This is a genomic window from Chamaesiphon sp. VAR_48_metabat_135_sub (assembly GCF_031418915.1).
In the GTDB taxonomy this organism is placed as follows: domain Bacteria; phylum Cyanobacteriota; class Cyanobacteriia; order Cyanobacteriales; family Chamaesiphonaceae; genus Chamaesiphon.
The window spans coordinates 1-13,969 of the sequence record NZ_JANOJV010000199.1 but is presented as its reverse complement, the minus strand read 5'-3'; the positions used below and the strand labels follow the sequence as shown (position 1 = coordinate 13,969).

Here is a 13,969-nt window from a genome sequence, read left to right as displayed (position 1 = left end):
ACATTAGAGCTAAAAATCGATGAATACAGTACGAGGCGATCTGATTGAATTAGCCAAAGCTGGAGCATTTGATGTCATCATTCAGGGTTGCAATTGTCAATGTCGAATGGGGCGGGGGATTGCTCTAACTATTAAGCAGCAATTCCCCGAAGCCTATAGAGCAGATTGTCAAACAGAAGTTGGAGATCGCACTAAGTTGGGTACTTTTACTTCTGTCGATATAAACCGAGATGGGTTTAATTTTACGATCGTTAATGGCTATACCCAATTCCACTGGCAAGGAGATGGAACTTTAGCTGATTATGATGCGATTACAGTAGTATTTCGGCAAGTGAAGCAGCAATTCGGCGGGAGACGAATTGGCTACCCGAAAATTGGTGCTGGTTTAGCCAAAGGCGATTGGTCGATTATTGCTGCTATAGTCGAGGAAGAATTAGCAGGCGAAAACCACACATGTGTTGAATTTGTTAGTCAGTAATGAAAAAGAAACTCCGCAACATCCTGGTAGATGACAAGCTTTATCGATGGAGATTCAATCCAAGTTACCTGCTCTATCCCGAGGACGGAATCGGGTTGCTAGCAGAGCTGAATTATCGCATGGATTGAATATGTGAGATCGCTAAAAATGGTAGGTGCGTGAACAGTCAGTTGAGACCGTAACTCAAATCTAGAATATCTAGCAAAAATAACCGAGAATAAAATTGGGACAATCAAAAAACCAAAATTAACATGACAATCGAATCAATTGCTATGCCTCAAGAACGAATGGGAATTATTCAGGGCGATATTACGAAATTACATGTAGATGCGATCGTTAATGCTGCTAATAGCTCTCTACTCGGTGGTGGTGGTGTTGATGGTGCAATTCATCGCGCTGCTGGGGAAGATCTATTATTTGAATGTCAGCAACTGAATGGTTGTCCGACGGGTAAGGCGAAGTTAACTGGTGGCTATCGACTTGCTGCTAGGTATATCATTCATGCCGTCGGTCCAACTTGGCGCGGGGGTAAAGCTGGAGAACCGGAACTATTGGCTAGTTGCTATCGTGAAAGTCTTGCTCTAGCCAAAATGTATGAGATTCAAACAATTGCTTTTCCAGCAATTAGTTGCGGTGCGTATGGTTATCCGATCGATCTGGCAGCCAAGGTTGCGCTAGAGACAGTATCTAGTTTTCTGGCGCAGGATCGATCGATTACTGGCGTGAGTTTTGTCTGTTTTAGCGATGCTGATTACAATACTTTTGTCGAAGCATTTGGAATGCTCGATCGAACATAAAATTGGTGACAATTTAATTTAAAATCTTAACCTCAATATAAACCAGCCTTTAACTTTATCCGATAGGATGCGATCGGTATTGAGGATTTGTTATGGAAATCATCAAAGCAATGATCGCAGCTTTGCTTTTACTTCTGCTGGGAGACTTTTTCTCGACATTTTTATACCATGTACCCGAACATGTATTTGGACGATTTCACACGATCGTGCATCATGGCAAAAATCGTAGCTTTCTACATTATGCTGTTCTCACGAGGAATCCTCTAGTAGTAATTGATGGAATTCTTGGTGCTATACCTTACTTTATCTTTACGCCTTGTTTATGGCAACTGTCGCCGATCGGTACCTCAATCGGACTGTTGTTTGGGGAATTTCACGTAGTTTGGCGACATGTCTCGATCCTTCAATGGCAAACGCCTAAACCGATCGAATTTATCTGCAATCTCTTATTTATCACAACTCCCGAACGCCACTGGCAACATCATCGGAATGCTTTTGCTGCTTATGGTGATATTTTTACATTTCTCGATCCTCCAGCTCAAAAATGGCTGATATTCTTACGTTTTATCCGCCGTAAATCCAAACAAAACATTCAACTTCTAGCGACAGAATAATCAATATTTACATTATCTATGCAAATTTATTAGCAACTGTCAAAGGTTCTGACATATCCCCGACTTCTTAAAGAAGTCGGGGATATCGCTTTCAATTTTTGACTTATTTGATAATGCTGCGTAATGAGTCGAAGAAGGTTGGATAGGAAATTGAGGCGGCTTCAGCACGATCGATTGTGGTTGTTCCCTTTGCCATAATCGAGGCGATCGCGAGGCTCATGGCAATCCGATGATCTGTAAAACTATCGACTTCTGCACCGATTAACGATCCCCCACCAGTAATTTCTAAACCGTCGGGTAATTCGGTAACTTTAGCACCCATTTTAGTTAATGCGGCTGCCATAACTTGAATTCGATCGCTTTCTTTGACACGTAATTCTTCAGCATCTTTAATAATCGTCGTCCCTTCGGCAAATACCGCAGCTACCGCTAAAATTGGGATTTCATCGATTAAGCGGGGAATTAGATCGCCACCAATTTCACATGCTGTTAATTTACCATGTTTCACTCGTAAATCTGCCACGGGTTCTCCAGCAACTTCTCGCTGATTTTCGAGGGTAATATCGGCACCCATTAATTCTAAGGCTACCAAAATTCCCGTGCGGGTAGGATTGATTCCGACATTTTCAATATACAACTCCGAGCCAGGCACGATCGCACCAGCCACTAACCAAAATGCTGCCGAACTAATATCACCAGGTACGATTACCTGTTGTCCTCGTAAAGTGGGATAACCCGTTATTGTCGCACTATGAGTCTCTGGATCGACCTCTATATGCGCCCCAAACGCACGCAGCATCCGTTCCGAGTGATCCCTCGACAAAGCAGGTTCCGTGACCGTGGTGCGTCCATAAGTCATCAATCCTGCGAGTAAAATTGCTGACTTCACCTGAGCTGACGCGATCGGCGAATGGTAGTGAATCGGTTCCAATTCTTGTCCGCGCACTGCAAGCGGTGCGAGAGAATTCCCCTTGCGCCCCCAAATCTGCGCTCCCATCTCCGTCAGGGGGGTAACTACCCGCGACATCGGACGAGATCGTAGGGAGTCATCTCCAGTTACAGTGAAGAAGCGATCGGGATGAGAGGCCAAAATCCCCAACATCAACCGCATCGTCGTCCCCGAATTTCCCGCATCGAGGATATTTACAGGTTCCTGAATTTGCCCCAATCCAATGCCTGTGACTGTTACCAGTTCGGTATTTAACTCAGAAATCTGCGCTCCCATTGCGGTAAAACAAGCCGCCGTACTGCGGGGATCTTCCCCCAATAACAATCCCTGAATCGTCGTCTCCCCCTCTGCTAATGCGCCCAACATCAAGGCGCGATGGGAAATCGATTTATCTCCAGGGATTTGCAATGTGCCCTGAAGCGATACACCCGCCTGCGGAGGCGTAACAGTTAAACTTTGATGACGATCGAAGGGTTGCAGAGTAATCACGGCAGATTTAGCAGAAAGTCTAGATTTTTCATTGTAGAGCGGCAATCGATCGAGATCCACTCAGGCGATCGTGAATCAACATAATTAGGGTAAGTTTCTAGTTATCAGTTGTTACGGGAGTTCGGGCTTCGGGCTTCGGGATTAGATGTATTGTTAATCCCTAATCTAAAATCTCCCATCTCCACTGCTAAGGGTTAACTTGAATGCGTCCTTGACAGAGCAACTCACCTGTTGTCAGCTTGAGTTGGGTAATATTGACATCATCACCTAGATCGATCCGATGGCTGGTAATATGGCTATTTGGGAGATCGATCGGACAGGTAATCTTTAGCGGATCGAGGTGGAGTATATGCCCCTCGGCAATATCGATACCCATCGCGATCTCGATCGGCCCAGTTTGTCCGTCGGTTGTCAAATTTCCTTGTAAAATTAAGGTCTGCGGTGCAATCTCAAGCCGATTCCAGTCGATTTTCCAGTCAGTTTGGTGCGGCTGCATCGCCAGAATCTGGGTGAAGAGATCGGTAATTGCCTGAGAGAGTAGTGATGAAGAGAGAGAAGCTTGTAAATCGGTCTCGCTGAATTTTACATCAGCCATAACCGCGATCGATTCTACCAGTCGCAGTGCTTGCCCTTTCAGCACTTGGGGCAGATTAATCCGAATATTCTCGGCAATCAGATCGATCGATCCCAGTGATAATCCCTGATAAATTGCCCCCACAGCGGCGACAGCCACCCGTGGAATCGTTCCACCCAAGATTTGCCGACTTCCTCCTTGAATATCCACTTGGAGGTCATCTACGTGCGATACTTGCGATCGCAACCATCCCCGACAAGCAGGTGACAGCACAGAAGCGATAATTCCTCTAGTTTGATTTGTCAATTTATCTCGATCTTCCTGTAATATTTCTTCAAAAGAGTTTACCAAAAATACTGTAAATAATTTCTCATTGCCAGTGAATACTAGACAAGCGTGAATAAATAAATAAATACATATTCATAGCACCTAACTCCCCCCACACCGACGAGGCTTCATCGGATTAACCCGATCCCGTAGTAAGTTATCAGCACAAATCTATTCTCTTTACCCCTTACCCTTTACCCTCCCCTGATGACTGCTAGACTCCAGAAAATTTTATCTCAATGGGGAATAGCGTCCCGTCGCCGATCGGAACAGCTAATTTTAGCTGGACGAGTGCGGGTAAATGGGGCGGTGGCGAAATTAGGACAAACGGCGGAACCGACTACCGATCGGATTGAAGTTGATGGTAGACTGATTACCATGCAGAGCCGACCGGAGCCTGTATATTTACTACTCAACAAGCCAGTAGGTGTAGTATCAACCTGCTTCGACCCCCAAGGTCGATCGACAGTGATTGAACTATTACCATCTCAACTACGAGAGTGTGAAGGCATCCATCCAGTAGGTAGATTAGATATTGATTCCAGCGGCGCACTGTTGCTCACTAATGACGGCGAGTTAACATTTCGCTTGACTCACCCGAGCCACAGCATTAGCAAGACTTATGCGGTATGGGTGCAAGGTCAACCATCTCAACCAGCTATCGATGCATGGCGCAGTGGGATCGACTTGGATGGGCAACACACGTTACCAGCCCAGGTCACAGTTCTCAAACACCAAGACAATAACACCCTGCTCAAAATTGTGCTGACTGAGGGTAGGAATAGGCAGATTAGACGAGTGGCAACTCAGCTAGGATATCCTGTCTTACACCTTCATCGTACCAGAATTGGTGACATTAGCATTGACGGGGATCTTTCGTTGGCGATCGGCTCCCACCGTCATTTGCAATTGGCAGAACTTCACAGCCTCCAATCTGGGGATCGTTTGAAATTCGCGTTCCCCAGCATCAACTAAAAAAATACCCCTTACATTTACCCCACCCTTAGCGATCGTGACTCTACTGGAACCGCTCAAATACATTACTACTTTAAAATTGCCCAACTTGTCCGATCGTATTGGCAAGATTAGCACCTTTAACAGGCTCAGAACATCGATCCAGACCGCTAAAAACGAGACTGTCTCCGTTGATGGCACATTACCCATCGCCATTGGGGATTTAGATACTCACACAGCCCCAGCAGATTTTCTACTGGAGCCGCTCCAACCAAACACCCCTATTCCAGAACCCGAACCCCCAACACCCAGCCAGATCTTGTATCAAATTGGTACCAGATTGCGTCAATGGCGAGAGCATTATCAGCTATCGATCGAGGATATATCCGCACGGACGCAAATTCAACCTCGGTTGATTCAAGCGATCGAGGAAGGCTATCTGGAAGTTCTACCAGAGCCAGTCTACGTTAAGGGTATGGTCAAACGTTATGCTAATAGTCTAGGCTTGGATGGCATGGCAATCTCCCAACAAGTGATTGCCTGGGAGCCTGAAATAACAAAGTTCGAGTCTGTTACCAAAATCCAAAATACAGGTTTTCATACTCCTGTCCAGATGAAGCCTCTCCATGTTTATTTGGGTTACACGCTGGCGATCTTTGGGATTGGTGCGGGGACTTCGCATCTACTAAATAATGCATTCAAACACCCATCCACAAACTTTGGCGAAACCACAATCCGGCTACACCAAGCTGCGGGGATCGCTGTCAAGCCAGCAATGACTCAGCCGAAACCCGCTCAATTTGCAGGCGTGACGATCGGGATCTCAGTGAAAAACCCTACCTGGGCACAAATTGGGATCGATGGCACTACTAAATTTACAGGTAATCTCAAAGCTGGGGCGAAATTTAACTGGATTGCTAAAAAACAAGTAACTATCAGCACGAATAATGCAGGTGGATTGCTATTATCTCGCGATCGCGTCAACGCTGCCTCGACCGATCGACAAGCACCGCAACCCTTAGGTAAAATCGGTCAGAAGCAGAGTGTGACGATTAAAGTCGGAAATTGATGGAGACTTGGAATTTGGGACTGAAGTAAAAATCTCAAATCGGTTCGGTTCAGAGCTTAGTCTCGCTATTGACCCTAAAGCCCAAAGCCCAAGTCCCAAAGCATCTCCCCTATCCCCGCCGTCGTTTGAACAGTAAATATCTGGCAATTCCCCAAAATAAACCCAGGGAACGCAGTCGATCGATCGAGATCGACTGTTGTTGATAGATTTGGCGGAGGTGATAGACTTGTGCTTGGCGATCGGCAAGCGATTGTGGCGCATCGCTCAATAGCAGATTGCAGTCGCGATCCCATCGATCGAAACACGTCCTTAATGCAGTTACTTGTTTGCGAAAGCCAACGATCCACATGGTAATGGCTAGAATGAGAATCGCGATCGCGCAATTACAAAAGACAACAACAATGACTAAATCCATGACGATTGACAGAGGGTTAAACCCAGATTACCAGATCCATCAAATCGGCGGATTTTAATTCAGCCCGAAAAAAGTTTAAAAAGGTACTTGCCAATTTCAGAAACATGGTGATATTATAAAGAAGGTGTGAGAAACACCAAAATATAATCCTCGGTAGCTCAGTGGTAGAGCGATCGACTGTTAATCGATTGGTCGCAAGTTCGAGCCTTGCCCGGGGAGTAAACCACCATTAATAGCAGCAGGTAGAGCAAACTAGTATAAGCGTACCGAGACTCAATTGATGACTGTGAGAATCTAGGTTGTGGAAACAATCTACTAGGTTAACAGTCATTAAGTGTAATAGTCAATCAATTTGCAGTCCCAAATTTTTGAGTCTATCGATACCAAAGTCTTCAATATGTAGATGGAAGGTATAACAATTGCTAGCTCTTTTTTAAGATAAAATCATGTATAAATCTTCGATTATCCCGCTCGCGATCCTCGGTACGATCGTGTCACTGCTTGCGTTTGTCCCCCTTCCCGCGCAAGCTCTTCCCGAAGCGCAAATAGTCGAAAAACTTCAGAAAGTGCCAGTTTTCACCATTACTAATGATACCGGAAATTTTCTCCAGCAAAGTGTTGCATCAGCGGGAACTACGAATCTATTTACACCAGTATTCATGGAACTCAAAGACGCGGCATCTTTTTTAAAGAAAATGAAAAAAGACCAGCCGAAGAATGGTAAAGTAGCTCAGATTACAGTTGTGCCACTGAGTGAGGTCTACAAGTTGCAAATCGAAGCTCAAAAAAAATCTGACAACATGAGCTTTGTATTCTTCCCGACAGAGCTGCAAATCAGAAACGCGCTAACCATTCTCAAAAAACCATATCAAAGTAATGCGATTTATCCAGTCCCATTATTTATGATTGCGATCGAGCAGCAAAATAAGTTTGTGACAGTCCAAGAAAACAATCTGACTCCACTATTTTTAGGCAAACAGCAAGCCCAGCAATGGTTGGATCGCGTTAGAAAAAAAGATCCTAAGTTAGTAGCCAAAGCCGAAATCAAAGTAAATTACCTGCAAAGTGTCCTCAAAGACTTCCAAGCTCAAAATTATCCAGGACAACAGCAATTGGTCCTCGTTCCATCGGCTGAGAGTGTAGATAGCATCCGCAAATTGCAGGCAGCTCAAAAAGCTAAACCCACTGCGCCCGCCGCGACACCTACACCTACTACACCCAAAAAATAGGTGAATTCAGAGCGAATTACTGGTCGAGAATTGTGGGATTGGCGCAGATGGGCGACGAAAATCGGCGCGGATAGTGATGTAAGTCATCGTGAGGTCGATTGGCTGCTGCAATCGGTAGCGAATTTAGATCGGTTAACCTTACGGCTACAATCGATCGACGATCGAAGCTCGATCGAGATTTCGATGTCACTCGAGCAATTGTCAGCATTATGGCTCGACCGAGTAGAACAGCGCAAGCCAGTTCAGTATCTCGTCGGCAAAACTTTCTGGCGAGATTTCGAGTTAGTTGTCTCGCCAGACGTACTAATTCCCCGTCCTGAAACTGAGTCGATTATTGATATCGCTCTCACTGTGAGTAATCGCATTCAGCAGCAGGGAATTTGGGTGGATTTAGGGACGGGAAGTGGTGCGATGGCAATTGGGTTAGCGAAGATGTTACCTGATGCTGAGATTCACGCTGTAGATTTTAGTACTGCAGTACTAAAAATTGCCAGAATTAATGCTGCTCGACTAGACCTGCTCGATCGCATCCACTTTAGCCAAGGAAGTTGGTGGTCATCCCTGGGACATCTTAAGGGGAAGGTTGCAGGAATGCTCTCTAACCCTCCATATATCCCATCCCAAGAGGTATTGCGACTGCAACCTGAAGTTGTCAAACACGAACCACATCTTGCTTTAGACGGCGGTATGGATGGCTTAGACGCGATTCGGCTCTTAGTCGATACCGCCCCTGAGTATCTTCAGCCTGGTGGGATCTGGCTGATTGAAATGATGGCAGGACAAGGTACTACTGTAGTAGAGTTATTAAATCGACAGGGTAGTTATACCGATATTACCATTATCGACGATCTGGCAGGACTCGATCGATTCGTACTCGCAAAACTGCGGGATGAAGTGTTAAATATTATCCCAAGTTGCTAGAAATAAGGGGTATAAATAAAGCTACTATTCTGTTGTCGGCATTCTGGATTCGGGAATAGTCCCGCAACTTGCGCCGCCTAGTAATAGTCAGGAAAATTACTGTAAAGTAACGTATCAAAATCGTCAGATATATTCGTGTGCGAGAAAGAAGGTACTAGCACACCAAAAAAATTGGCAGTTTAGTCAAACAACTGCATTTCAGACCAGCAGAGGTTCATCCAAAATTGAGACCATACCGGTGACATCATAATTTTAGTGTTCTCAAATACAGAATATTCAATCTAAGATCGGTATTTTGCATACTAGACCCAATTTTCATGATGATATTAACCCCTAATCCCTAACTACTAATCCCTATCCCCTATCCCCTACTTTATGACTGAAACAACTAAAACACTTTGCCCTTACTGTGGTGTTGGCTGTGGTTTAGAAGCTTCGCCGCCAGCGCAGCCAGGGAAATCGATTAATCGGGATAGCAGTGGTACGCCGATTTGGAAGGTAATGGGCGATCGATCTCACCCATCTAGTCAGGGGATGGTATGTGTTAAAGGGGCGACAATTAGCGAGTCGCTGTACAAAGATCGGTTATCGTACCCAATGGTGCGTGACAGTCTAGCCGAACCATTTAGAAGAGCGAGTTGGGAAGAAGCTTATAGTCTAATTGCTAGTCGGATTGAGACTGTGCTGGATACCCATGGTGCTGAAGGGATCTGCATGTATGGTTCCGGTCAGTTTCAGACCGAAGACTATTACACAGCCCAAAAACTTTTAAAGGGCTGTTTAGGCACGAATAATTTTGATGCCAACTCTAGACTGTGCATGTCTTCGGCGGTATCTGGTTATATCCAGAGTTTTGGAGCTGATGGGCCGCCCTGTTGCTATGATGATATTGAAAAGACAGATTTTGCTTTTTTAATTGGGACGAATACAGCCGAATGCCACCCAATTTTATTCAACCGCCTAAGAAAATATCATAAACAACACGATCGAGTCAAAATCGTTGTCGTCGATCCACGTCGCACCGCTACCGCCGAAGCCGCAGATATCCATCTGTCAATTACTTCAGGTACAGATATCGATTTATTAAATGGGATTGCTTACTTACTGCTGCGGGCGGGAAAAGTAGACCAACAATTTATCGAATCCTGCACCAGCAACTTCGCCGCTTTCGCTGAGGTAATCCAACATTACCCACCTGAAATAGTTGCCGCTAAATGTGGCATTTCGCAAGCAGATCTCGAACAAACCGCCAAATGGTGGGGCGCATCCAAAAATGTCCTCTCATTCTGGTCGATGGGAGTCAATCAATCTAGCGAAGGTACTGCCAAAGTCCGCCACATTATCAATCTCCATCTCATGACCAGACAGATTGGTAGACCTGGCGCAGGACCATTTTCCCTCACAGGACAGCCCAATGCCATGGGCGGACGCGAGGCGGGCGGACTCGCCCACATCCTCCCTGGCTACCGCCTTGTCAAAAATCCCGCTCAACGCGCCGAAATCGAGCAGCTCTGGAACTTGCCTCCAGGTAGAATCTCCCCCAATACGGGTAAAACTGCTTGGGAGATGATAACAGGCATGGAAACCGGATCTGTAGGCTTACTGTGGATTGTCGCCACCAATCCGGCGGTAAGTATGCCCGACATCCTGCGGACGAAAGCAGCCTTATTAAAATCTCCATTTACCATCCATCAGGATGCCTACTATCCCACCGAAACAGCTAAATACGCCCACGTCCTTCTCCCCGCCGCTCAATGGAGTGAAAAAACAGGAGTGATGACCAATTCTGAGCGGACAGTCACCCTCTGTCCCGCGTTTAGAAGTCCCCCAGGCGAGGCGAAAGCCGATTGGGAAGTATTTGCCGAAGTTGGGCGCAGATTGGGTTTCACCAAGGAATTCTGGTTCAAAAATAGTGCTGATGTCTATGCGGAATTTGCCAAGCTCAGTGCTGGTCGTCCCTGCGATGTCACTGGATTGAGTCATCAATATCTCAAAGACAATGGTCCGACTCAATGGCCCCATCCCACAGGCTGTAAGACCAAATACGGGAAAAGACTCTATACCGATCTTCAATTCCACCATCCCGATAAACGCGCCAAATTTGCCGCCTGCCACTCTAAAGGACTAGCAGAGCCACCAGATCCAGATTATCCATTCGTCCTCACCACAGGGCGTTTATATGGTCACTGGCACACGATGACTCGGACCGGACGCATTCCTAAAATTCAACAAATGCACCCCGATCCCTTCATCGAAATCCACCCCCGCGATGCGGCGAGATTAAACATTGAAAACGGCGAAATGGTCGAAATTAGATCGAGACGCGGTACTGGCAGGTTTCCCGCCCTAGTAACATTAGCCATCAATCGCGGTACGGTATTCGTCCCGATGCACTGGGGTGAATTGTGGGCAAAAGATGCCGAAGCAAATCTATTTACTCACGATGCCGCTTGTCCCGATTCATTACAACCAGAACTCAAGGCTTGTGCTGTCCAATTAGTAGCTGTTAAATCGATCGTACCTACATCCTCAATCCCTTTCGGTATACCAATGAAAGCATCCAGTAGATTGGGTGTTTATGGGTAATCTACAACATCTTGTTGAGACTGAAGAGATAATTGAGATTCGTTTTAGTGGTGCCCCTAATTCTCATAGCGGGGAACTTGATATATCAGATTCAACCCACGCTTTACGACATGTGAGCGAATCAATTCTCAATCTTATTCAAGATAAAGATCGAGTTGTTTGTGTTGTTCAAGGAGCCGAGATCGACCCAACCCCTTATGATGTTTGCTTAAAATCTTTGTCTATATAATGAATAGAGTTTGAGGATCGATCTTACCTGCATGGATTTAGTTGTACCTTATATGTATCGTTCGATCGTATCCTAATCCATAAATATTCTCATGCTGAGTCAATTATTCGACGGTGCTAATTTATTCGTCCTGCCATTTTGGGCTTTGATGATTGTACTGCCAAAATGGGAGATTACCCGCAAAGTAATTTCCTCACCACTACCATTTATCACCTTGGCGGGATTGTATATCTACTTACTCGTCGTTGCAGTCAATCCCGAATCAGCCGCAGCTCTCGCCAATCCGAAACTAGCCGACATTGCCCGTTTTTTCGCCGATGAAGGTGCCGCTGCTGTCGGTTGGGTACACTTCCTGGTGATGGACTTATTTGTGGGACGATACATCTATCTCGAAGGGCAAGACAAGGGTATCATCACCATTCATTCTCTCATCTTGTGTCTATTTTTTGGCCCGATCGGATTACTATCTCATCTAATTACTAGTGCGATCGTCGATCGACTCAAAAAATCTACTCCTAGTTCACAACCTGGATAACGTACCCAAATGAAACAACGAAGATCGTACATTTGAGAGCCAAACTTTTTAAAAACTGGCGATCGGTTAAGAATATCGCGGTGATTGACGTTGCTTATTTTTGATGAAGACGCTACGCGATCGAGGTAGAATAAGAACTATCAGTCTGGTCAACAGTGTCTAAATTAAAATTTTGGTACTTTTAGACCAATCGGCGACGGTCAGAGTGCTAGTTTCTAGATACCAAACCTCTTGGCGATCGCTGTTGAAATCACCAATCATCAGCTTTAATTAAACTAGCTATGCTCAATCCGAATCTGGATGAAATCCAGTTATTACCCGAAGAATATGCCCGCTACTCGCGGCATTTGATCCTCCCAGAAGTCGGTCTAGAGGGTCAAAAACGTCTCAAAGCCGCCAGTGTACTCTGTGTCGGTACGGGGGGACTCGGTTCGCCATTGTTACTCTATCTTGCGGCTGCTGGCGTTGGTCGTCTCGGCATTGTCGATTTTGATGTGGTTGACCACTCCAATCTCCAGCGTCAAGTCATTCATGGCACTTCGTGGGTCGGTAAACCCAAAATTGAATCGGCAAAAAATCGGATTCATGAAATTAATCCCTACTGTCAAGTAGATCTCTATGAGACAGCGTTGAGTTCGGCGAATGCTCTAGATATTATTCGCCCTTATGATATCGTCGTCGATGGTACCGATAATTTCCCCACTCGTTATCTGGTTAATGATGCCTGTGTCTTACTAGATAAGCCCAATGTCTATGGGTCAATTTTCCGATTTGAAGGACAGGCCACTGTATTTAACTATCAGGGTGGACCTAACTATCGCGATTTGTACCCGGAACCACCACCACCAGGAATGGTGCCTTCATGTGCCGAAGGTGGTGTTTTAGGCATCCTCCCAGGCATTATTGGGGTGATTCAGGCAACGGAAACGGTGAAGATTATCCTTGGTCAGGGGACTACTCTCAGCGGTCGGTTGGTGTTATATAATGCTCTAGAGATGAAGTTTCGCGAGTTGAAACTGCGTCCGAACCCCGTGCGTCCAGTAATTGAGAATTTAATTGACTACGAACAGTTTTGTGGCATTCCTCAAGCAAAGGCGGCTGAGGCCGAACAACAAAGTATGATCGCAGAAATGACTGTGACGGAACTCAAGCAACTCATCGATAGTGGTGCTGACGATTTCGTCTTAATCGATGTCCGCAATCCCAATGAGTATGAGATTGCCAAAATTCCTGGCTCTATTTTGATTCCCCTACCGGATATCGAACAGGGTAAAGGGATCGAGCAAGTGAAAGCAGCTCTCAATGGTCATCGCCTCATCGCTCATTGTAAGATGGGTGGACGCTCTGCGAAAGCCCTCGCAATTCTCCATGAAGCAGGAATTGACGGGACAAATGTTAAGGGTGGGATTCAGGCTTGGAGTCAAGAAGTAGATTCTTCAGTACTGGAGTACTAATACCTGTAAATCCTAATTTATCCCTTGATGGGTGTCACTCATAGATGCCCATCAAGGGATTTGTTTTTAAAAATTGGTTATGACAAATCAGACTTTTTACATTTCGCCGCTGATTAGAATTACATTGAGCTTGTTGTATATCTCACTGACAATTCCACTCCCATTTTTGGCGACATTTACCCATGCAGAGGTTCCAGCTTGGCTGCTATGGGTTGGAATCGGAGTTGGGTTCGTCGCATTACAGGGGGGATTGAGTCAGCGAGTCGTAGTGGACGATCGAGCGATTCAAGTCAATTATCCCATGTGGGTACCCAGTTTCTTCACGAAAAGTTGGTCGCTAGACTGGAGT

Annotated in this window: 13 protein-coding genes, 1 tRNA gene and 1 pseudogene; 12 read left to right on the top strand and 3 right to left on the bottom strand. The window is 45.6% G+C overall.

What is annotated here, in order from left to right; genetic code table 11:
• Positions 1–19: 19 nt before the first annotated feature.
• From RMO55_RS14365 to RMO55_RS14355, 3 genes are all read left to right on the top strand, one after another.
• Positions 20–478 (top strand): macro domain-containing protein, encoded by a 459-nt coding sequence (locus tag RMO55_RS14365; protein WP_310427535.1) that lies wholly within the window; start codon positions 20–22, stop codon positions 476–478.
• Between the two features lie 251 nt (positions 479–729).
• A complete protein-coding gene (locus RMO55_RS14360; protein ID WP_310427533.1) occupies positions 730–1,275 on the top strand; it encodes an O-acetyl-ADP-ribose deacetylase in 546 nt (181 codons plus the stop codon).
• Between the two features lie 92 nt (positions 1,276–1,367).
• Positions 1,368–1,889: a sterol desaturase gene (locus RMO55_RS14355; protein ID WP_310427531.1), complete on the top strand. Its 522-nt coding sequence runs from the start codon at positions 1,368–1,370 to the stop codon at positions 1,887–1,889.
• A 103-nt stretch (positions 1,890–1,992) separates the two neighbouring features.
• Here the strand turns inward: RMO55_RS14355 and aroA are convergent, their stop codons facing one another.
• Positions 1,993–3,327, bottom strand: coding sequence for a 3-phosphoshikimate 1-carboxyvinyltransferase (aroA, locus tag RMO55_RS14350; protein ID WP_310427537.1), 1,335 nt, complete (start codon positions 3,325–3,327; stop codon positions 1,993–1,995).
• Positions 3,328–3,514: 187 nt separating this feature from the next.
• Positions 3,515–4,252, bottom strand: coding sequence for a DUF2993 domain-containing protein (locus tag RMO55_RS14345; protein WP_310427530.1), 738 nt, complete (start codon positions 4,250–4,252; stop codon positions 3,515–3,517).
• Between the two features lie 183 nt (positions 4,253–4,435).
• On the opposite strand from RMO55_RS14345, the gene RMO55_RS14340 reads away from it, so the two are divergent.
• Together RMO55_RS14340 and RMO55_RS14335 are read left to right on the top strand one after the other, a co-directional pair.
• Positions 4,436–5,203 carry a pseudouridine synthase gene (locus tag RMO55_RS14340; RefSeq protein WP_310427529.1) on the top strand — a complete coding sequence of 256 codons (768 nt, stop codon included), beginning with the start codon at positions 4,436–4,438 and terminating at the stop codon, positions 5,201–5,203.
• A gap of 37 nt (positions 5,204–5,240) precedes the next feature.
• The gene (locus RMO55_RS14335) at positions 5,241–6,251 is read left to right on the top strand and encodes a helix-turn-helix domain-containing protein (protein WP_310427528.1); all 1,011 of its coding nucleotides are present in this window, start codon (positions 5,241–5,243) and stop codon (positions 6,249–6,251) included.
• Between the two features lie 109 nt (positions 6,252–6,360).
• Here the strand turns inward: RMO55_RS14335 and RMO55_RS14330 are convergent, their stop codons facing one another.
• On the bottom strand, positions 6,361–6,666 hold the full coding sequence (locus RMO55_RS14330; RefSeq protein WP_310427526.1) for a hypothetical protein: 306 nt from the start codon (positions 6,664–6,666) through the stop codon (positions 6,361–6,363).
• 147 nt (positions 6,667–6,813) lie between these two features.
• Here RMO55_RS14330 and RMO55_RS14325 point away from each other — a divergent pair.
• The 7 genes and pseudogenes from RMO55_RS14325 to RMO55_RS14295 form a co-directional block, all read left to right on the top strand.
• Positions 6,814–6,885 (top strand) — tRNA-Asn (locus tag RMO55_RS14325).
• 227 nt (positions 6,886–7,112) lie between these two features.
• On the top strand, positions 7,113–7,895 hold the full coding sequence (locus RMO55_RS14320; protein WP_310427524.1) for a Tic22 family protein: 783 nt from the start codon (positions 7,113–7,115) through the stop codon (positions 7,893–7,895).
• Positions 7,896–8,816, top strand: coding sequence for a peptide chain release factor N(5)-glutamine methyltransferase (gene prmC, locus RMO55_RS14315; RefSeq protein ID WP_310427522.1), 921 nt, complete (start codon positions 7,896–7,898; stop codon positions 8,814–8,816).
• 375 nt (positions 8,817–9,191) lie between these two features.
• Positions 9,192–11,402, top strand: coding sequence for a nitrate reductase (locus RMO55_RS14310; RefSeq protein ID WP_310427521.1), 2,211 nt, complete (start codon positions 9,192–9,194; stop codon positions 11,400–11,402).
• A 320-nt stretch (positions 11,403–11,722) separates the two neighbouring features.
• The gene (locus RMO55_RS14305) at positions 11,723–12,166 is read left to right on the top strand and encodes an ABA4-like family protein (RefSeq protein ID WP_310427520.1); all 444 of its coding nucleotides are present in this window, start codon (positions 11,723–11,725) and stop codon (positions 12,164–12,166) included.
• Positions 12,167–12,447: 281 nt separating this feature from the next.
• Positions 12,448–13,620, top strand: coding sequence for a molybdopterin-synthase adenylyltransferase MoeB (moeB, locus tag RMO55_RS14300; RefSeq protein ID WP_310427519.1), 1,173 nt, complete (start codon positions 12,448–12,450; stop codon positions 13,618–13,620).
• 79 nt (positions 13,621–13,699) lie between these two features.
• A pseudogene (locus tag RMO55_RS14295) lies at positions 13,700–13,969 on the top strand (hypothetical protein); the annotation flags it as partial.